The sequence below is a fragment of the Roseinatronobacter sp. NSM genome (assembly GCF_052379845.1).
Classification (GTDB): Bacteria; Pseudomonadota; Alphaproteobacteria; order Rhodobacterales; family Rhodobacteraceae; genus Roseinatronobacter.
Map to the genome: position 1 here is coordinate 1 of NZ_JBQTCF010000047.1, position 19,899 is coordinate 19,899.

Genomic DNA, 19,899 nt, shown 5'->3' on the forward strand with positions numbered 1-19,899 from the left:
GGCGGCGTCTGCATTTAGGGGGTTCCCAAATCGCCATCCGTTTGATTCAAGATCAAAAACGGGAGGTGATCTTGAGCAGACGGACTTTGACGGACAGGCAGTGGGCTATCATCGAACCTTTGGTTCCGGGCAAGAAGGGAGATCGTGGGCGCACCGGCAACGACAACCGGTTGTTCATCGATGCGATCCTCTGGCTGGCTCGCGGGGCTGCGCCTTGGCGCGATCTTCCACCGGAACTGGGCAACTGGCGGACGGTGCATTCTCGGTTCCGCCGCTGGACGTTGGCCGGTGTTTGGGAGAGTCTTTTCAATGCGTTACGCAGGGATCCCGACTTCGAATACGTCCTTGTGGACGCCACGATTTGCAAGGCACACGCCGATGCAAGCGGCGCAAAAGGGGGGCTGAAGCTCACGCAATCGGCCGGTCCCGAGGCGGCTTGACCACTAGAGCGGGATGCCTTGAGCCTGAACAGGCAGAGGATTCACAAGCGCGCATTTTGCTGCTTCACTGTTTCTGACCACAAGATGGAGGGTTGAGCAGTGGGCAGAGCGATCTCGATGGATTCGCGCGCGCGGGCGATGGCACGCCTTTAGAAGGGCGAGAGCGTCCGACGGGTAGCGGAGGCGCTGGATGTGGCACCCTCGAGCGTGGTGAAATGGTCGCAGCGGCTGCGGGCGACGGGGAGCTGCGCGCCTGTGGGCACCGGCGGCCACCCGCCGCGCAAAATCGCAGGCGCGCATGAAGTATGGATGCTGGAACGGATCAGGACGCCATTCACTCTGCGCGGCTTGGTGCGCGAGTTGGCCGAGCGCGGCCTGCGCGTCGATTACCGCACGGTCTGGTCCTTCGTGCATCGCACCGGATATTCGTTCAAAAAAAGACCCAGCTCGCCGAGGAGCAAAACCACCCGGATGTGAGCCGCCGCCGTGCGCGCTGGAAACGGTATCAGGACAAGATCGACCCGTCTCGCCTGGTGTTTATCGACGAGACCTGGGCCAAGATCAACATGGCACCCCTGCGCGGCTGGGCACCGAAAGGTGAGCGCCTGATCGAGCGCGCGCCGCATGGCCACTGGCGCACCATGACCTTCATCGCCGTCTTGCGCCACGACAGGATCGATGCGCCATTCGTGCTGGATGGACCCGTCAACGGCGCGACCTTTCAAGCCTATCTCGAGAAGGTCCTCGTCCCGACATTGCGCCCCGGCGATGTGGTCGTGATGGACAATCTCGGAAGCCACAAAGGGCAGGCGATACGCGCCGACATCCGGGCGGCAAAGGCGCACCTTCTCTTCCTCCCGCCCTATAGCCCGGACCTCAACCCCATCGAACAGGTCTTTGCCAAGCTCGAGCACATGCTTCGAGAGGCATCTGAACGAACAATCGAAGCAACATGGCGCAAGATTGGGACGGTCCTCGAATGCTTCTCCCCACAGGAATGCGCAAATTACCTCATCAATGCCGGATACGCTTCCAGCTGATCTCATCGCGCTAACCTTATGGTGTCGCGTGTCTTTTTGCGCGACATGCTTTAGGCGGGTTCGCTTGCGGGGGGGCAATCACGGTTGCGCCCCGCGTGGCAGACCGGGCGCGCAAGCGACAGTCCCATGCCGCGCGGTGCCGCCGCCGCGTCATGGGCTGACAAGCGCCAGAATGCCATTGGCCTGAATAACAGTGGGGGTATCGAAACTTAGCGTGCATAATTCCGCATCAGCGGCCAGTTCACTGCGCACATGAACCCCATCCACCAGCGCCTGAGCCACGCTTAGAAGCGGTTTCCCGAACACGACATGGCTGCGCCAGTCATGGATGGCCAGTTTCTGGCCGCGCCCGACAACCAGCGCCCGCCCTGCCGCAATTGGCTGCACGCCCAGCCCCAAGGCGGACGGGTTCACTTCTATCAGATCATCCTTGCGGCCCCGCACCTTGCGAACTGACCGGATTTCAACAATCTGGTCGTCAACATCCAGCAGCAGATCGCCCGCCATAAGTGTTTCAATCCGGCGTGGCCCTGAAATTGTGCGCAGCAATGTTCCAGCCGCCAGGCCCGCTGGCGCAATCTGGCTGCCGCGCAAGGGGTCTGCGGGTTTGCGGCGCAGTGCTGGCGCCAATGTGACCGTGCTTTCAAACATATCCGAATCTCCTGCCGTGATGGTGCCGGAAAAATGTGATGACAAGGTTAACGAAATGAACAAAAGGCAAGTGTTTCCACATTCGATACAATCAGCGGAAACTATGGCAGGAATTTGTCCGAAACACGGTAAGGATATGTCTTGCACAGGCCGCAGGGCGCGACAAAAAAGCGGCCCGATCACGGCAACAGGAATTCCAGAATTTCAGTGCGTTGAAACCAGTTGAAATTGTCATCTGAAATCAATGTCGCGCGAAGTCTGCCCGCTTGCGTGCGGGTCACGCTGATCCCTTCATGATTGTCGAATTGCCCGCGCTGCGTTTGCAGCAACGTTTGCACAGACGCCCAGTTTCCGGGCTGGATGCGGCTGATGCGGGTCGAGAAAAGCGCGCGTCTGAACTGGCGTTCCAGCAGGTAAAAATTGCCATCTGGCCCGAAATCCGCGCCGACCACCATGAACTCCCCACGCTGCGGGATATGCCCAATGACCGACCACGCGCCCCCGTCCAGCCGGAACACCGCAAACCCGTCTGCCTGGGGGGCTTCAGGCAGTGTATGCAACCGCCCCGCAGGATCAATGGCCAGCGCCTCCAGCGATTGGTTGGCCGCGAAAGCGCTGAAATCCCTATGCCGGGGCAGGTCCCGCCCGGCCCGCGATGGCATGGCATAGGCGGAAATGCGGGCCTGCGCCCCCCCTTCAAAGGCAATGAAAACCGTGCCATCGCGCCCCAGTGCGATGGCTTCGGCATCGGCGCCGCTGCGGGGCAGGGGGGCCGCGTCACGCCCTTTCAGGACATGTATCTGCGCGACATCAACGCGCGTGATCGCGTCATCGGCCCCGCGCGTGAAACGGCCCTGCCACAGGGTCCCACGGTCGCTCAGCGCCCAGAAATCACGCCCGTTTTCTGCCAGATGCAGCCCAGAAAACCCGCCGAAACGGGGGCTTGAATGCGTCCAGACGAAACGGCCATGAAACGCTGTCGGGCCAAAATTCGCGGCTGACGGGTCGCCGTGAACTGCCGTGATCTGGCACGCCCCGAGCAGCGCAGGCGCGCCCAGCAGCCCGAATGTGGCGCGGCGGGTCATCATTGGGCGGTCCTCCTGCTTGCTTGTGTCCGGCCGGGCCGCGCGAATTGACATTCCGTCGCAGCCCGATTTCGGTTTTCGACCCAATCATGACGCTTCTGGATCACCAAGGCAATCTGCGCTAGTCCAGAACGCAAGACAGCGCACCCACCACCTGCAGGAGTCATCCGCGCATGAAACGCTATTCCGCCTTCGCCATCGCCCGAGAGGCGCTTCGCCAACACACAGGCTGGTCACAGGCCTGGGCCAGCCCCGAACCCGGCACCGCCTATGATGTGGTCATCGTGGGGGCGGGCGGGCATGGTCTGGCCACGGCCTATTATCTGGGCAAGAATTTTGGCATCACCAATGTGGCGGTGCTTGAAAAAGGCTGGCTTGGCGGGGGCAATACCGGGCGCAACACAACCATCATCCGCTCGAATTATCTGCAAGACCCGTCTGCCGCACTCTATGAAAAGGCGCGGTCACTGTTTGAAACCCTCTCGCAGGACCTGAATTACAACGTCATGTTCAGCCCGCGCGGCGTGATGATGCTGGCGCAGACCGAACATGAAAAACGCGGCTATCTGCGCACTGAACGCGCCAATGCCCTGCAAGGGGTTCAAACGCGGTTCATCCACCCCGCCGAGGTCAAGAAACTGGTGCCCATCATCAACCTGAACGGGCCGCGCTATCCGGTGCTGGGCGCGCTGTGGCAGGCGCGCGGCGGCACAGCGCGCCATGATGCTGTGGCCTGGGGCTATGCGCGGGCCTGTTCCGACATGGGCATGCATATCATCGAACAATGCGCTGTCACCGGGGTTGAGGCTGCGGGCGGGCAGGTCACCGCCGTGAACACCACCAAAGGCACGATCTCGTGCAAGAAGCTGGGCATTGTGGTTGCGGGCCATTCCGGCGCGCTCGCTGATATGGCGGGCTTCCGGTTGCCTGTCGAATCCGTGGCACTGCAGGCGCTGGTCTCTGAACCGATCAAACCTTGCATGGATGTCGTGGTCATGGCCAATACGGTGCATGGCTATATGTCGCAATCCGACAAGGGCGAGATGGTCATCGGCGGCGGCGCGGACGGGTTCAACAACTACACGCAGCGCGGATCATGGCACCATATTGAAGAAACCGTGCGCGCGCTGGTGGAAACCTTCCCCATGATCTCGCGCTTGAAAATGCTGCGCCAATGGGGGGGCATTGTCGACATGACAGGCGACCGCTCGCCCATCATCTCGAAAACGCCGCTGGGCAATTGCTTCATCAATTGCGGCTGGGGCACAGGGGGGTTCAAGGCCACACCTGGGTCAGGTTGGGCCATGGCCGAACTGATCGCCAAGGGTGAACCCGGACCACTGGCCGCCGAATTCTCCATGACCCGCTTCCGCGAGGGGCGCTTTATCGATGAAAGCGTGGCAGCGGGGGTGGCGCATTGATTTTTCCTTCCCGTTCCGGCTTTCATCTTGCAAAAAATACTCCGGGGGTCCGGGGGCAGCGCCCCCGCCTTCCCCTGAAGGAGGGACAATGCTGACACTTACCTGCCCATGCTGCGGCGTCACCGCCGAAGAAACCGAATTCAGCCCCGGCGGCGAGGCGCATCTGAAGCGCTTTGGCCCCGGCTCGCCCGATCAGGATTACGAATCCTACATGTTCAACCGCAAAAACCCGCGCGGCGTGCATTTCGAACGCTGGCGCCATGCCTATGGCTGTGGCAAGTGGTTTCTGGCCGCGCGCTGCACCATGACATTGGAAGTGTTCGGCACCTACCGCGCCCAGACCACTGAACCCCCGGCTGATATTCTGGCCAAAATCAAGGCCAGACGCCCCGAATGGGAGGGTTTTGCATGAGCCATCGTTTGCCCGCTGGCGGGCGGTTGATCGACCGCGCGCGCCCGCAAAACTTCACCTTCAACGGCAAATCCCTGACGGGTTTCCATGGCGATACGGTCGCCGCCAGCCTGCTGGCCAATGACCAGATGCTGCTGGGCCGGTCGTTCAAATACCACCGCCCGCGCGGGGTTGTGGCGGCGGGTGCGGAAGAACCCAACGCGCTGCTGGGCCTTGGGCAGGGCAACCAGTATGAACCGAACCAATGCGCCACGACGACGGAACTGTTTGACGGGCTGCAGGCCCAAAGCCAGAACCACTGGCCCTCTTTGGAATTCGACCTTTTATCCGTCAATAATCTTGTGCCGCAATTTCTGACGGCGGGGTTTTATTACAAGACATTCCTGCGCCCGCGCGCCTTCTGGAAACATGTCTATGAACCCCTCATCCGCCGCTCGGCGGGGTTGGGCAAGGCGCCTGCGCCTGATGCGCGCGACCCTGACCGGTATGAACAGATCTACGCGTTTTGCGATATTCTGGTGCTTGGCGGGGGCATTGCCGGGTTGCAGGCGGCGCTAACTGCGGCCCAGACTGGCGCCAAGGTCACGCTGTGGGAACAAACCGCCCATTGGGGCGGGCGCGCGCCTGTGGACGGTGTGCAGATCAACGGACAGCCCGCGCAGGACTGGATCACGGCCGCTGTGGCGCAGTTGCAGGGCATGGATAATGTGCAACTGCGCAGCCGCTGCATGGGGGCGGGGGTGCATGATCATGGCTATGTGCTGGGCTATGAACGTGTGGCCGATCATAAGCCGGGCACGGATGCGCCCCGTCACCGGCTGTGGCGCATGCGCGCGCGCCAGATCATCACCGCCACCGGGGCCATTGAACGCCCGCTGTCCTTCGCGGGAAATGATGTGCCCGGTGTCATGCTGGCCAGTGCCCTGCGCGATTATATTGTGAATTACGCTGTTGCACCGGGCAAGCGTGTCGTGGTGGTCACCAATAATGATGATGCTTACCGCAGTGCCATCGCCGCGCATGATGCGGGACTGGATGTGGCCGCGATCATTGACCCGCGCGCTGTTGCGTCGGGCGATCTGCCCGCGCGTGCGCGTGCCTTGGGGATAGAGGTTCTGGAAGGGCGCGCCATCCGTAAGGTCAAGGGGGGCAAGCGCGTAACAGGCGTGGAAATCTGCCGTCAGGACAGCAGCGGCGGCGTGGTCGAACGCAGCATTGATTGCGATGCGGTCGCCATGTCGGGCGGCTGGTCGCCGGTGGTGCATCTGTGGTCGCATTGCGGGGGCAAATTGCTGTGGGACGCGGGCGGCAGCTATTTCCGCCCCGACCCTGCGCGCCCGCCACTGGGTGCGGATGGGGCGGGGTTTGTGCGTGCCTGCGGGGCGGCCAATGGTGAATTGCACGATGTCCTGAGTGATGCCCATGCCAGCGCCGTATCTGCCGCGCAGGCCGTGGGGGCGGATGGCCAGCCCGCGGCCCCCGCACAATTGCAAACCCCGATTGAAGGGGCGATGCAGCCCGTCTGGATGATGCCCGCGCAGGCCAGCTATGATCTGCGCATGAAAATGTGGCTGGATTATCAGAATGATGTGAAAGTGTCTGACGTGCAGCTTGCTGCGCGCGAAGGCTTCCAATCCGTGGAACATGCCAAGCGCTATACCACGCTCGGCATGGCCACGGACCAAGGGAAACTTAGCAATATCAACGGTCTGGCCGTGCTTTCTGATGCGTTGGGTCAGCCCATCCCTGCCACTGGCACAACAACCTTCCGCCCCCCCTATACGCCTATTTCCCTTGGGGCCATCGCCGCCGAGGCACGCGGCGCGATTTTCCAACCCCTGCGGCGCAGCCCTGTGCATGACTGGCATGCGGCCAATGGCGCGGATTGGGAACCTGTGGGCCAGTGGCGGCGGCCATTCGCCTATATGCAGGCGGGGGAATCCCGCCATGCAGCCGTCAACCGCGAAGTGAAAAACACCCGCGAAAATGTCGGCCTGCTGGATGCGTCCACCCTTGGCAAGATACTGGTGCGCGGGCCGGATGCGGGCCGTTTTCTGGACATGCTCTATACCAACATGATCAGCACGCTGAAGCCCGGCAAATGCCGCTACGGGCTGATGTGCAATGAAAACGGCTTCCTGATGGATGACGGCGTTGTCGCGCGGCTGGACTCGGACAGTTTCCTTGTGCATACCACCAGCGGCGGGGCGGATCATATCCATGCGTGGATGGAAGACTGGCTGCAATGCGAATGGTGGGACTGGCAGGTGCATATTGTCAACCTGACAGAACAATTCGCGCAATTCGCGGTTGTCGGCCCCAAAGCGCGCGCGCTGCTGGAGCGTTTGGGCGGAATGGATGTCAGCCGCGAAGCGCTGCCCTTCATGGAATGGTGTGAAGGTGTGCTGGCTGGGTTCAGCGCCCGCGTGTTCCGCATCAGTTTCTCGGGGGAGTTGTCTTTTGAAATTGCCGTGCCTGCGGGGCAGGGCAGGGCATTCTGGGACAGGCTGATGGCGGAAGGCGCTGATCTGGGCATCATGCCCTACGGGACAGAAGCGCTGCATATTCTGCGCGCCGAAAAGGGCTTCATCATGATTGGCGATGAAACCGATGGCACTGTCATTCCCCAGGATCTGGGGCTTGATTGGGCGATCAGCAAGAAAAAGGCAGATTTTCTGGGCAAGCGCGGCATGGAACGCGAAGCGATGGTCAACCCGGATCGCTGGAAACTGGTTGGCGTTGAAACGCTGGACGGGACAGTGTTGCCCCATGCCGCACTGGCCGTGACAGGGGGCAAGAACGCCAATGGGCAGGCCGCGACCGAGGGGCGCGTGACGTCAACCTATTATTCCGCCAATCTGGGGCGGGGCATTGCCATGGCGCTGGTCCGCAACGGCCCCGCCCGGCTGGGGCAGGTGCTGACTTTCGCAGGTGATGGCGGCAAGGACATCAAGGCGCGGATCATCGACCCCGTGCTGATTGACAAGGAAGGTGCGAAGCAAAATGTCTGACACGATCACCAGTGCGCTGTCGGGCGCGCAGTTTGCAGGCTTTGTCACCGTGTCCGAGGGGGGCTTGCGCGGCATGATCACCCTGCGCGGGGATTTGTCGTCAGATGCGCTCGCGCGCGCGGTGGCCGATACCACGGGGCTGGACATACCCGCGCAGCGCCGCGTCACCCATGCAGGTGCGATGGCGGCCGCGTGGATGTCCCCAGATGAGCTGTTGTTGATGCTGCCCTATGATCAGGCGGGGGCCATGGCCGACAAGCTGGCCGCAGCGCTGGCGGGGGAATTCGCAACTGTGGCCAATACGTCCGATGCCCGCGCGGTGTTCACGCTGCAAGGGGCGGGCGTGTGTGATGCGCTGGCCAAAATCTGCCCGGTGGATTTCAGCGAATTCGCGCAAGGCGACATTCGCCGCACCCGCGCGGCACAAGTGGCGGCTGCGGTCTGGATGTCGGGGCCTGATCAGGTGACGCTTCTGTGTTTCCGGTCGGTCGCGCAGTATATGTTCGACCTGTTATGCGCAGCGGCGGCACCGGGGTCTGAACCTGCGCTTTATGCTTGATAAATCAGGGTGTTTGGCAGGAATTCGCGCTGTGCCCCTTGACGTTCGCGCCCTCAAGGCTCTTATTCAGGGCAGACGCGAACCCATAACCGAAAGAGGTAGACCATGGCTTTTGAACTTCCTGACCTTCCGTATTCGCATGATGCGCTGGCCGATCTGGGCATGAGCCGCGAAACGCTGGAATTCCACCATGACATTCACCACAAGGCCTATGTCGACAATGGCAACAAGCTGATTGCCGGCACCGAATGGGACGGCAAATCGGTAGAAGACATCATCACCGGCACCTATCAGTCCGGCGCTGTGGCGCAAACCGGCATCTTCAACAATGCCAGCCAGCACTGGAACCATGTGCAGTTCTGGGAAATGATGGGTCCGGGCACTGGCGGCATGCCGGGCGAGCTGGAGCGCGCGCTGACCGAAAGTTTCGGGTCTGTGGACAAGTTCAAGGAAGAATTTTCTGCCGCAGGGGCCGGGCAATTCGGGTCGGGCTGGTGCTGGCTGGTCAAGGACAAGGACGGGTCGCTGAAGGTGACCAAGACCGAAAACGGCGTGAACCCGCTGTGCTTCGGGCAAACCGCGCTTTTGGGCTGCGATGTGTGGGAACACAGCTATTACATTGATTTCCGCAACAAACGCCCTGCCTATTTGACCAATTTCCTTGAAAAGCTGGTCAACTGGGAAAATGTCGCATCGCGCATGTGATTTTCGCGCCAGTGGAATGAAAAAGGGGTGCCCGTTCGGGTGCCCCTTTTTCTATGTAGCTTGCGCGAAAGGGGGCGTATCAGATGGGGTGCAGGGGGTCGTATATGGCCTGAAGCTGCCCTTCACCCCTGGACTAAGCCCGCGCACTCGGCGGGCCGGGGTCTGCCGATCCGACGCCAGTGAAGTTCACTTTATGCGGGCGGCATACTCCGACTTTCAAGGCTTGGCGTGCTACCAGAGTAATCGGCAGGCCGCGGGACGGCCCGCCGATGGCGCGGCGGCCTGCGGCCTTTGCTCCGCGCCTTGGGGCGTTCCCGACGTCCCCTACGGGCCCTTCATCCCCACCCCTCAGGGCAATATCTGCAACCAGATCCAGCCTGTGACAATCACGCCCGCAGTGCCAATCAGCACTGCGGATGCCGCCACCCGCTTGGCCCGCCCGTAAAGATTGGCAAACACATAGGCATTCACCCCCGGCGCCATGGCCGCAGTCACCACGGCAGAGCGCATGCCTTGCGTGCCAACCCCCAGCAGATGCGCCAGCCCGAAGGTGATGGCAGGATGCACGACCAGCGACAAGCCAACGACAAAGCCAATGGTGCGCAAATCGCCTTCGGGGCGGTAGCGATACAGCACCCCCCCCAGCCCGAACAGCGCGGCAGGCAAGGCCGCGCGCACCATCATATCCAGCGCCTGATCCATAACGCCGGGAATGGGCAGGCCCGTCAGGTTGACAATGAACCCCAGCGTAATACCGATGACCAGCGCATTGCGAAACATCGCCTTGAGCACCCGCGCGCCAGTATCACGCAAGCGGCCCCCACGGTTGCGCACCAGTTCCATGGCGGTAATGCCAATCCCGTAGCAAATGGGCGAATGCACCGCGATGATGGCGAAATTCGCGGCCAGCGCATCAGGCCCGTAGGCGCGTTCGGTAATCGGCAGGCCCAGCAGCAGCGAATTTGAAAACAACGCGACAAACCCTATGGCCACGCAATCTTCCCAGTCGCGGCCAAACAGCCACCGCGCCCCCGAAAACCCCAGCACGAAACAGATGATTGCCCCCGCATAGAAGCTGGCCAGCAGCCGCAGATCGAATTCCTGCCCCAGATCCAGCCGCGCAATGGCCACGAACAGCAGGCAGGGAATGGCGAAATTCTGGGTAAACAGCACCACACCATCGACTTGGGCATCGTTCAGCAGATTGCGCCAGCGCGCCACATAGCCAAAGCCTATGATCAGGAAGACTGGCAGAATAACATTCGCCAGCGCCTGCATCAGATATCAAGCCGAAGCACCATACCATCAAAGGCAGGTGTCACATGGGCCGGGGTTTCCGCATCCACCGCCGCATAATCCAGATCAATATGCATATTCGTCAGAACTGCCTGTTTGGGGGCGGCGCGCGCGATCCAGTCCAGCGTCATGTCCAGATGTGCATGGGTCGGGTGGGGTTTGCGACGCAACGCGTCTACAATCCAGATATCCAGCCCGTCCAGCAGTGTCCAGCTTTCGGGATAAATTTCGACCACATCGGGGGTATAGGCCAGCCCGCCTGCCCGAAAACCAAGCGCATCGATGGACCCATGGTTCAGGCGCATCGGGTGCAACACCAGTGGCCCGCCAGCGCCGTCAATGGTAATCGCGCCATCAATCGTGTGCATGTCCAGGATCGGCGGATAGGGGGACCCGACGGGCTGGGTGAACGCATAGCCAAAGCGCGAATACAGCGCATCCTGTGTGGCGCCATCGGCCCAGACTGCCAGCCGCGTGCCGGTGTTGAACACCAGTTGGCGCAAATCATCAATGCCATGGACATGATCGGCATGGGAATGGGTGAACACCACCCCGTCCAGCCGCCCGATTCCCGCATCCAGCAATTGCGCGCGCATGTCAGGCGATGTGTCGATCAAAACCTGCGTGCGGCCATCCTTGGTGATGCGTTCCAGCAGCAGCGAACAGCGCCTGCGGGCGTTGCGCGGGTTGTCAGGGTCGCAATCGCCCCAATGCCCGCCCAGACGGGGCACCCCGCCAGATGATCCGCAGCCCAGAATCGTGGCGCGCAGTTCCGCCATTATGCAGCCTTCCAGAACAGACGGTCAAAATTCGCTGATGTCGCTGCAGCAAAATCGGCATACTCCATCCCGAACGCCTGCGCTGCGATTTGTGCGGTATGCACTGTGTAGGCGGGTTCATTGCGCCTGCCGCGATGGGGGGGCGGGGCCAGATAGGGGGCGTCAGTTTCCACAAGAATACGCTCCAGCGGGGCGGCGGTGAAAATGTCGCGCAGCGCCGCACTTTTGGGAAAGGCCGCAATGCCCGACATGGACAAATAAAACCCCAGGTCCAGCGCCGCGCGCGCCAGTTCCGCACTGGAGGAAAAGCAATGCATCACGCAGTTATAGGGGCCGGCGCGGTATTCATCGGTCAGAATGCGGGCCATGTCGTCATCTGCATCGCGGGCGTGGATGATCAGCGGCAGGCGCGTCTGGCGCGCGGCCTCTATGTGGATGCGCAGGCTTTCTTGCTGCATATCCTTGCTGTCGGCGGTGTAGTGGTAATCCAGCCCCGACTCCCCAATGCCCACCATTTTCGGGTGCGCCGCCAAGGCCACCAGTTCGGCAACGCTTGCCATGGGTTCATCGGCCACACTCATGGGGTGGGTGCCTGCGGCAAAGAACACACTGTCATAGGTTTCTGCGATGGCCTGAACCTGCGGCAGGTTGCGCAATTTGGTGCAGATGGTGACCATGCGCGTGACACCGGCCGCATGTGCGCGGTCAATAACCGCGTCCAGTTCCGCTGAAAGTTCAGGGAAATCAAGGTGGCAATGGCTGTCGACAATCCGGGGTTGGGGCATGAACACTCCGCGCATGTGATCAAAGGAACTTGCGTACCTCTGTTTCGGTTTGCAAGACCATATCAAGCACCAGCGCGGCAGGGTCAAGGTTGACTGCGCGCCCGTGCCGTGCGCGCGCCCCCAAACGCTGGGCCAGTCCCGCATAGGCGCGCGCGGCCCCGTCATGGGGGGCAAGGCGCGCCAGAAGGGCCGCTTCGCCCGGCACGGCCTCGGGTCCTGGTCCCACAATGCCCGCGCGGGCCAGCCGCGCCAGAAACAGGTCATATAATGTCAACAGCAGGTCGAACCGTGCGTCATTGCCCTTGCCGGTTGTCATGTCGGCCAGCGCAAGGGCGGCTTGCCGGTCCAGCCGGGGCAGCCCTGCAAACAGCGTGACCAGCCGCTGATACATCTCCGCGCCCCCGCCTTGTGCCAGTGACACTGCCGCCCCCACGGACCCGCCGGACAATTCCGCCAAGGCCTGCGGCGCGTCTGAAATACCTGCCTGTTCAAGTGCTAAGTGGAAATCCTGCCCCTGCAACGGGTGCAGCCGCAAGTCCCGGCAGCGCGACCGGATGGTGGGCAACAGCCGCGAGGGTTGATGCGCGACCAGCAGCAGCGTTGCATTTGCAGGCGGTTCTTCCAGCGCTTTCAGCAGCGCATTGGCCGCGTTGGCGTTCATGTCATCGGCGGCATCCACGATGACCACGCGCCGCCCCCCGTCGGTGGCTGACAGTCCGAAAAACCCGTGCAGCTTGCGCATGACATCCACGGTAATGTCGCGGCGCAGATTGCCCTTGTCATCGCGTCCGCGCCGAATGACCAGAAGCCCGCCATCCGCACCCGCACGCACCCGCCTGACGATGGGGTGGTCTTCGGGCATGTCCAGCGTGTGCGCGGCAGATATACTGTTCCCGTCCAGTGAACTGGCCAGCAGAAATCGCGCGATTTTCCACGCCAAGGTTGCCTTGCCCACCCCGCGCGGGCCAGAGATCAGCCAGCCATGGTGCAACCTGCCGGAAGTGACGGCCTGCAAGAAGGCGCTTTCTGCCGCGTGCTGGCCAAACAGAACGGGCGTCTGGCGCGGATGGGGGGCACCTTCCAACTGGTCGGGCAATGGCAGGTCGGCGGCATCGCTCATGCGCGCGCAACCATGAAGGCGCGTGTGGCGGCCAGCACATCGGCGCTGATGGCGGCCATGTCGCGCGCGCCGTCAATGACCTGCACACGGGCAGGGGCCATGCGTGCAAGGTCCAGAAACCCCGTGCGCAAGGTTTCCTGAAACCCTGCGCCCATGTCTTCAAAGCGGTCCTCGCCCGTCTGGCGGGCAAGCCCGCGCGCCAATGCGGCGCGCGCGTCCATGTCGATAAGAAATGTCAGGTCAGGCTCAATGCCTATGACCATGTCATGCAACTGGTCCACCAGCGGGCGCAGGCTGGCGCGCGCGGCCCCCTGATAGACGCGGGTTGAATCCGCGAAGCGGTCGCAAATGACGACAGCGCCGCGCGCCAATGCGGGCAGAACGGTTTTTTCCAGATGGTCGCGCCGCGCGGCATTGAACAGCAGGATTTCGGTTTCGGGCGACCAGCGGTCTGCGTCGCCCGCGACCAGCAAGGCGCGGATGGCTTCCGCGCCCGTTGACCCGCCCGGTTCGCGCGTCAGCACCACATCCTGCCCGCCCGCCTGCAAGGACGCTGCCAATGCGCGGGCCTGCGTGGATTTTCCAGACCCGTCTATACCTTCGAAGGTCAGGAAAATGCCGGTTTGCGGACGCTGCAGCATGCCTAGTTCAGCGCCTCTTGTCCGGCACCGCGAATTTTGGTGACCAGACGCGCCGCCGCCGCTTGTGCGCGCACGCGAAAGCCCCCTTCGGCCACATCTGCGCCCGCGACCAACGGAATGCGAATTTGCGCCATGTCGGGAATGTCGACCAGCAGTTCCCCAAGCGGGGTTCCCGCAACAACGGGGGCGGGCACCGGCGCATCATAGACGACCTGCGCGTCCAGATTGCGTGCGCCGATGGCAGGCACCAGCGCGCGGGCTTCGCTGGCGACCACCAGCGGCACCGTATCCGCAGCGCCCAACCAGACAGGGGCCTGGGCCATGACCTGGCCTTCGCGGGCGACGGTCACTTGCGCGAACTGGCGAAACGCCCAGTTGATGATGGCTTCCGCTTCCTGCACGCGGGCGCGTTCGCTGTCCAGCCCGCCAAAGGCGAAGATGATGCGACGATCCCCTTGTTTTACGGACCCGGTCAGCGAATACCCTGCCGCTGATGTGAAGCCGGTTTTCAACCCGTCCAGCCCGACACCGGCATTCAGCAGCGGCACGCGGTTGGGCTGTGTGATGCCGTTCCATGTGAATTCGGATTCCGACAGGTAGGGGTAGTATTGCGGATATGTGCTGATGATATGTTCGGCCAGAATGCCCAGATCGCGCTTGGACATCAGGTGGTTGGGGTCCGGCCACCCCGATGCATTGGCGATGGTGGTGTTGCGCATGCCCAGTTCGCGCGCGCGCCGCGTGGCCATTTGTGCAAACGCGTCTTCTGTGCCTGCCAGCCCTTCGGCCACGACCACCGTTGCATCATTGCCCGACAGAACCGCAATTCCCCGGATCAGGTCTTCGGCGGTGGGGCGGTCGGTGGGTTCCAGAAACATGCGCGACCCGCCCATCTGATAGGCGCGCGGTGACACGGTGAAGGTGGTGTCCAGCGACAGGCGGCCATCTTCCAGCGCCTCGAACAGCATCAGCAATGTCATCAGTTTCGACATGGACGCAGGCGGCAAGGGCACATCGGCGGCCTTGTCCAGCAAGACCGTTCCCGTGGCCAGATCGCGCACATAGGCCGAGGACGCGCGGGTTTCAAACCCTGCAACGGTTTGCGCCACGCCCTGTTGCCCGCCAAGCCCCGTCAGGCCCAGCGTGCCGCAGACAAGGCCAATCAAAGGGGTCCGAAGTGAAATGCGCATCATGTCTGTCCCGCTTGCTGTGTGCCTGTCCTGTCCCGGTCGGTTCCCCAAGGCAGGCTGTTGATCATGTCCCTGCGCGGCCTAGCGGCGCACGGTATAGGCGTCATTGAACCCCAAGGATTTGACTTGTTCAAGGATTTGTCGGCGTTCTTCGGCAGTGGCGGCAGGGCCGACGGTTACGCGCCAATAGGCATTGCCCTGTGCGCTGCCGGACGTCACGCGCGCGGGCAAGCCTGAAGCGCGCGCCATGGATTGGGCGCGCCCCGCATTCGCTTCGACGCTGAAAATACCAAGCTGGATGAAGGGGCGGTCCAGCGTGCTGGCCGGTTGTGGGGCGCGCGGGGTTGGGGGCTGTGCTTGTGTGGCCTGTGCTTGTTGGGCGGGGCTTGGCCCGCCGGGCGGTGCTGCGGGATCATCAAGCGCTGTTGTTTCCACCCCCGCTGCCGCTGGCGCAGGGTCCGCATTGCGCGAAAATATCCGCGAGAACAGCCCACGGCGCGGTTGCGGCGCAGCGTCTTCTTCGTCTGGCGGCATGGCAATCAGCGTAACATCGCCCGGCTGCGGCGCCGCGCGGGGCGTTGGCGCGCTGGGGGCGGGGGTGGCGGCTGCTTGCTGCGCCACGTCATCTTCTGCGGTGGGGGCGGCTGCGGGCGCAGGGGCCGCAACGCGCACATCTTCGGTGCGCAGGGCTACGATTTCAAGCGTTGTGGGCGCACCTGCCAGCATGGACACGGCCGCGGCGGCATCGGCGGATACCTGAAACACAGGCCCCGGATTCATGCGTTCGCGCCGAAACAGGGCCCCGACAGTTTGCTGCCCGTTTTCGGTGTTGCGAATAATTACGCGTTCGGGGTCACGCACGTCAGGATGGGCCACCCACACCCCGCCAAGGGATGGGCGACCATCCCAAAGCCCTGCGTCGCGTTTTGAAAACACCTCTGGTGCCTCGACATCGCGTTCGGCGGTTTGCGTGGCCGCGCGCGTGGCATTCTCCCCGCCCGGGGAGGTGCCCCCCGTGCCATCCATGCAGCCTGCAAGACTGACAGTCAGAACCATACCCATACCAAATGTGACGAAACGACTGCGTTGCATTCTGCCCTCTTTGCCTTTGACCCGGCCTGATCTTGTGTCAGGTTGTCGGGATGTGTCCGCGTGGCGGCGTGGCGCATCTATACACCATGACGGGAATTTTCCACAGTCCAAAACCTGCGCCCTGACACCATCTTGCGCGTTTTAGCGCCTGCCCGTGGCCAGGGAAAGCTACAGTTGCGTGAACGCCACAGGCCCGCGCTGGCCCGTCAGCTTTCGTCGCGCCAGCGATTGACCAGCGGATAGCGCCGGTCCAGCCACAACGCGCGATTGCTAAGCCGGGGGCCGGGCGCGGATTGATACCGTTTCCATTCCGAGATGTAGATCAGGTGTTCCACCCGCTTGACCACCTCGCGGTCAAAACCGCGCGCCACCAGATCCGCCACAGACAGGTCATTGTCGATCAACCCTTCCAGAATGGCGTCCAGCACATCATAGGGGGGCAGGCTGTCATCATCGCGCTGGCCCTCGCGCAGTTCTGCCGACGGGGGTTTGTCGATAATGCGCGGCGGGATGGCGTGGCCCTGGGGGCCTTTCATCCAGTCGCGGAACTGCGCGTTGCGCCAGCGGCATGTTTCAAAGACGCGGGATTTATACATGTCCTTGATGGGGTTGTAGCCCCCGTTCATGTCCCCGTAAATCGTGGCATAGCCCACCGCCAGTTCGGACTTGTTGCCCGTTGTCAGCAACAATGCGCCTGTCTTGTTGGACACAGCCATCAGAATGGTGCCGCGCAGGCGCGATTGCAGGTTTTCTTCGGTCACATCGGGGGCATGGCCCGCAAATAGCGGCGCAAGCGCGTCTGTAAGTGCTGCGCGCGGGCCTTCTATGCCCACTTCATCCAGCCGTGTGCCAAGCGCGCGGGCCAGATCTGCCGCATCTTCGAGCGACTGCGCCGAGGTGTATTCCGACGGAAGCATGATGCAATGCACATTCGCCGCGCCGATTGCGTCTGCCGCGATGGTGGCCACCAATGCCGAATCAATCCCGCCCGACAGGCCCAGAACCACCTTGGAAAAGCCGGATTTCCCAAGATAGTCGCGCAGCCCCACGACCATGGTGCGGTAATCCTGTTCCAGCGTGTCGGGCAAATGCGCGCGCACCCCCGTCTGTGCGCGCCAGCCGTCCGGGCTGCGCGTGAAATCCAGCGTGGCCATGGCTTCTTCATGCGCGGGCAGTTGCAGCGCCAGTTGTCCACCGGGGTTCAGCACAAAACTGGCCCCGTCAAACACCTGATCATCCTGCCCGCCCACAAGGTTCAGATACACCAGTGGCAACCCTGTTTCGGTAACACGCGCGACCATATGCGCCAGCCGCGTGTCGTAGCGCCCCTGCGCATAGGGCGACCCGTTGGGCACCAGCAACAGTTCCGCGCCGGACTCCGCCTGCGCCTCGGCCACGTCATCAAACCAGGCGTCTTCGCAAATGGGGGTGCCAATGCGCAACGGACCCGCGACATAGGGGCCTGAAATATCGCCTGAGGCAAACAGCCGCTTTTCGTCGAAGACGCTGGTATTTGGCAAATGGTGTTTGCGAATGACACTGCGCACATGGCCCCCGCCCAGCACGGCCCAACAATTATACAATGCCCCGTCCTGCACCAGCGGCACACCGATTCCCATCAATGGCCCATCGGCGCAATCGCGCGCCAGCGCGTCCAGCGCGGCGCGCAGATCGGCCTGAAAGGCCGGTCGCCACACCAGATCCTGTGTCTGGTAGCCTGACAAAAACATTTCGGGCAAGGCCAGCATATCGGCGCCCGCATCGCGCGCCTGCGCCCATGCCGTGCGTGCGCGTGCAGCATTTCCTGCTATATCCCCAAGCACCGGGTTCAGTTGCCCAAGGGTCAGGCGAAAGCGGTCTGTCATGAAAATGCCCCGACGGATGATTTTTGTTCCACATATCACGTTGTTCGGCCAAGGAAAGGGGCGCAAGCCCAAAGGAAAGCACTTGCCAGCCCGAATGCCCCTGACTAGGCTCTCGCACAATGAACAGACAGGGAGTAATGCGTCATGGCCTTCAGAATGGTCACTGTGCCGGTTTTTGCAGTTGCCTGCGGATTGGCCCTTGCGGTTCCGGCCTTGGCGCAGGTCGATGGGGTCATGACCCGCCAGTATGAAGATGGCGGTATCTATGAAGGGGCATTCCGCGACGGGCTGCAGCACGGTCAGGGCACCTATCGCCTGCCCAACGGGTTTGAATATACCGGTAACTGGGTCGATGGCGAAATCAGCGGCGCAGGCGTCGCGCGCTACCCGTCGGGTGCCGTCTATGAAGGGGCCTTCAGCGCGGGCCGCCCGCATGGCACAGGGAAGATGACTTTCGCGGACGGCTCCACCTACGAAGGGGACTGGCGCGATGGCGCGATCGAAGGGCAGGGCACCCGCGTTTTCCCTAATGGATCAGTGTTCGAGGGCAGCTTCGTCGCAGGCCAACCCCACGGCACGGGTATTTTGAACCGCCCCGACGGCTACCGTTATGACGGGGACTGGGTCGCGGGGCAGCGTCAGGGGCAAGGGCGCATCACCTACCCTGATGGCGCGGTCTATGAAGGCGGAATGCAAGCCGATCTGCGCCATGGAACCGGCAGGCTGACGCGCCCCGACGGGTTGGTGTATGACGGGGGCTGGGCCGATGGGCAGCTTTCGGGCGAAGGGGTGCTGACACAACCCAATGGCGATGTGCATACCGGCGAATTCCGCGATGGCCAGCGCAATGGCGCGGCGCGTGTCGAACAGGCCGATGGTCTGGTGTTCGAAGGGCAGTTTGTCAATGACCAGCGCGACGGCGAAGGCCGCCTGACAGGGCCGGACGGCTATTTATACGAGGGCAGCTGGGTTGCCGGCCGTATCGAAGGCAATGGCCGCCTGACCCAACCGGACGGGTCCGTATATGAAGGGCAGTTTCGTAATGGCCTGCCGGACGGGACAGGGCAAATCAGCTATGCGGACGGCTCCAGCTATGAGGGGGAATGGTCCGAAGGGCAATTCCACGGTCAGGGCCGTGCGGTCTATGCGGATGGCACCGAATATGAAGGCCAGTTCCTGCGTGGCCTGTCCGATGGCGAGGGGGTGATAACCTTCGCTGACGGGCGCATCTATCGCGGCGCGTTCGCTGGTGGTGAACTGCACGGTCAGGGTGAAATGACCTATCCTGACGGGTCCGTTTACGTTGGCAGCTTTTCAGAAGGGGCGCGCGACGGGCAGGGGCGAATTGAATTGGCGGACGGGTTCACCTATGACGGGGAATGGGCGTCAGGGCGTATTGAAGGGCGCGGTATTGCGACCTATGATACGGGCGATATTTATGAAGGGGAATTCCGTGACGGCCAGCGCCATGGGCAAGGAACATTGCGCTACGCCACAGGAGAGGTTTTGTCCGGTGACTGGGAGGACGGTCGTATGACTGTGCGCGACGAGGAATAAACTTGCCGCGCAGATCGGACAAATCAGGCCGCCTTCGGGCGGCCTGATGCATTTTCTAGTGACCAGATGTGATGTGGTCATTGGCCTTCAGGTGACACACTCTAACCCTTTATGTCGCATGTCTGTACGCGCAAAACCGGCGCCCGCTTTTGCGCGACATGCTTAATGCGGGCGTGGTGGGCTGCATGGAAACCGGGTTGCACATCGCCTGACGCTTGCCATCTGATCGGGGGGGGGGGGGGGGAAAAGG

The 19,899-nt window shown here is 62.3% G+C and carries 16 protein-coding genes and 2 pseudogenes; 8 read left to right on the plus strand and 10 right to left on the minus strand.

Annotated features, from left to right (window positions below):
* Positions 1-71 precede the first annotated feature (71 nt).
* Both ACTZWY_RS18075 and ACTZWY_RS18080 read left to right on the plus strand, forming a co-directional pair.
* Positions 72-448: pseudogene (locus tag ACTZWY_RS18075) on the plus strand (IS5 family transposase); the annotation flags it as partial.
* A 109-nt stretch (positions 449-557) separates the two neighbouring features.
* Positions 558-1,480, plus strand: a pseudogene (locus ACTZWY_RS18080) (IS630 family transposase).
* 150 nt (positions 1,481-1,630) lie between these two features.
* Here ACTZWY_RS18080 and ACTZWY_RS18085 read toward each other — a convergent pair.
* Both ACTZWY_RS18085 and ACTZWY_RS18090 read right to left on the minus strand, forming a co-directional pair.
* Positions 1,631-2,131: a Hint domain-containing protein gene (locus ACTZWY_RS18085; protein ID WP_444792107.1), complete on the minus strand. Its 501-nt coding sequence runs from the start codon at positions 2,129-2,131 to the stop codon at positions 1,631-1,633.
* A 179-nt stretch (positions 2,132-2,310) separates the two neighbouring features.
* Complete coding sequence (locus ACTZWY_RS18090) at positions 2,311-3,219, minus strand: esterase-like activity of phytase family protein (protein ID WP_444792108.1); 909 nt, start codon at positions 3,217-3,219, stop codon at positions 2,311-2,313.
* A 170-nt stretch (positions 3,220-3,389) separates the two neighbouring features.
* Between ACTZWY_RS18090 and ACTZWY_RS18095 the strand changes: the two genes are divergently transcribed.
* From ACTZWY_RS18095 to ACTZWY_RS18115, 5 genes are all read left to right on the plus strand, one after another.
* The gene (locus ACTZWY_RS18095; RefSeq protein WP_444792109.1) at positions 3,390-4,637 is read left to right on the plus strand and encodes a sarcosine oxidase subunit beta family protein; all 1,248 of its coding nucleotides are present in this window, start codon (positions 3,390-3,392) and stop codon (positions 4,635-4,637) included.
* 88 nt (positions 4,638-4,725) lie between these two features.
* Positions 4,726-5,049 carry a sarcosine oxidase subunit delta gene (locus tag ACTZWY_RS18100; RefSeq protein WP_444792110.1) on the plus strand — a complete coding sequence of 108 codons (324 nt, stop codon included), beginning with the start codon at positions 4,726-4,728 and terminating at the stop codon, positions 5,047-5,049.
* Positions 5,046-8,060 (plus strand): sarcosine oxidase subunit alpha family protein, encoded by a 3,015-nt coding sequence (locus ACTZWY_RS18105; RefSeq protein WP_444792111.1) that lies wholly within the window; start codon positions 5,046-5,048, stop codon positions 8,058-8,060. Before ACTZWY_RS18100 ends, ACTZWY_RS18105 begins: the two co-directional genes overlap by 4 nt.
* The gene (locus ACTZWY_RS18110; protein WP_444792112.1) at positions 8,053-8,619 is read left to right on the plus strand and encodes a sarcosine oxidase subunit gamma; all 567 of its coding nucleotides are present in this window, start codon (positions 8,053-8,055) and stop codon (positions 8,617-8,619) included. The genes ACTZWY_RS18105 and ACTZWY_RS18110 overlap by 8 nt, the downstream gene beginning before the upstream one ends.
* A 105-nt stretch (positions 8,620-8,724) precedes the next feature.
* Entirely contained in the window at positions 8,725-9,324 is a 600-nt protein-coding gene (locus ACTZWY_RS18115) for a superoxide dismutase (protein ID WP_444792113.1), read from the plus strand.
* A 348-nt stretch (positions 9,325-9,672) separates the two neighbouring features.
* Here ACTZWY_RS18115 and ACTZWY_RS18120 read toward each other — a convergent pair whose 3' ends face one another.
* The 8 genes from ACTZWY_RS18120 to ACTZWY_RS18155 form a co-directional block, all read right to left on the minus strand.
* Complete coding sequence (locus tag ACTZWY_RS18120; protein ID WP_444792114.1) at positions 9,673-10,602, minus strand: AEC family transporter; 930 nt, start codon at positions 10,600-10,602, stop codon at positions 9,673-9,675.
* Positions 10,602-11,399 (minus strand): MBL fold metallo-hydrolase, encoded by a 798-nt coding sequence (locus ACTZWY_RS18125; protein ID WP_444792115.1) that lies wholly within the window; start codon positions 11,397-11,399, stop codon positions 10,602-10,604. Before ACTZWY_RS18125 ends, ACTZWY_RS18120 begins: the two co-directional genes overlap by 1 nt.
* Positions 11,399-12,184, minus strand: coding sequence for a TatD family hydrolase (locus ACTZWY_RS18130; protein WP_444792116.1), 786 nt, complete (start codon positions 12,182-12,184; stop codon positions 11,399-11,401). The genes ACTZWY_RS18125 and ACTZWY_RS18130 overlap by 1 nt, the downstream gene beginning before the upstream one ends.
* A gap of 19 nt (positions 12,185-12,203) precedes the next feature.
* Positions 12,204-13,304 carry a DNA polymerase III subunit delta' gene (locus ACTZWY_RS18135; protein WP_444792117.1) on the minus strand — a complete coding sequence of 367 codons (1,101 nt, stop codon included), beginning with the start codon at positions 13,302-13,304 and terminating at the stop codon, positions 12,204-12,206.
* Positions 13,301-13,945 (minus strand): dTMP kinase, encoded by a 645-nt coding sequence (gene tmk, locus ACTZWY_RS18140; RefSeq protein ID WP_444792118.1) that lies wholly within the window; start codon positions 13,943-13,945, stop codon positions 13,301-13,303. The genes ACTZWY_RS18135 and tmk overlap by 4 nt, the downstream gene beginning before the upstream one ends.
* A 2-nt stretch (positions 13,946-13,947) precedes the next feature.
* Positions 13,948-15,138, minus strand: coding sequence for a D-alanyl-D-alanine carboxypeptidase family protein (locus tag ACTZWY_RS18145; protein WP_444792119.1), 1,191 nt, complete (start codon positions 15,136-15,138; stop codon positions 13,948-13,950).
* Positions 15,139-15,216: 78 nt separating this feature from the next.
* On the minus strand, positions 15,217-16,227 hold the full coding sequence (locus ACTZWY_RS18150) for an SPOR domain-containing protein (RefSeq protein WP_444792120.1): 1,011 nt from the start codon (positions 16,225-16,227) through the stop codon (positions 15,217-15,219).
* Positions 16,228-16,433: 206 nt separating this feature from the next.
* Complete coding sequence (locus ACTZWY_RS18155) at positions 16,434-18,092, minus strand: NAD+ synthase (RefSeq protein ID WP_444792121.1); 1,659 nt, start codon at positions 18,090-18,092, stop codon at positions 16,434-16,436.
* A gap of 144 nt (positions 18,093-18,236) precedes the next feature.
* Between ACTZWY_RS18155 and ACTZWY_RS18160 the strand changes: the two genes are divergently transcribed.
* A complete protein-coding gene (locus ACTZWY_RS18160; protein WP_444792122.1) occupies positions 18,237-19,649 on the plus strand; it encodes a 2-isopropylmalate synthase in 1,413 nt (470 codons plus the stop codon).
* Positions 19,650-19,899: the final 250 nt, after the last annotated feature.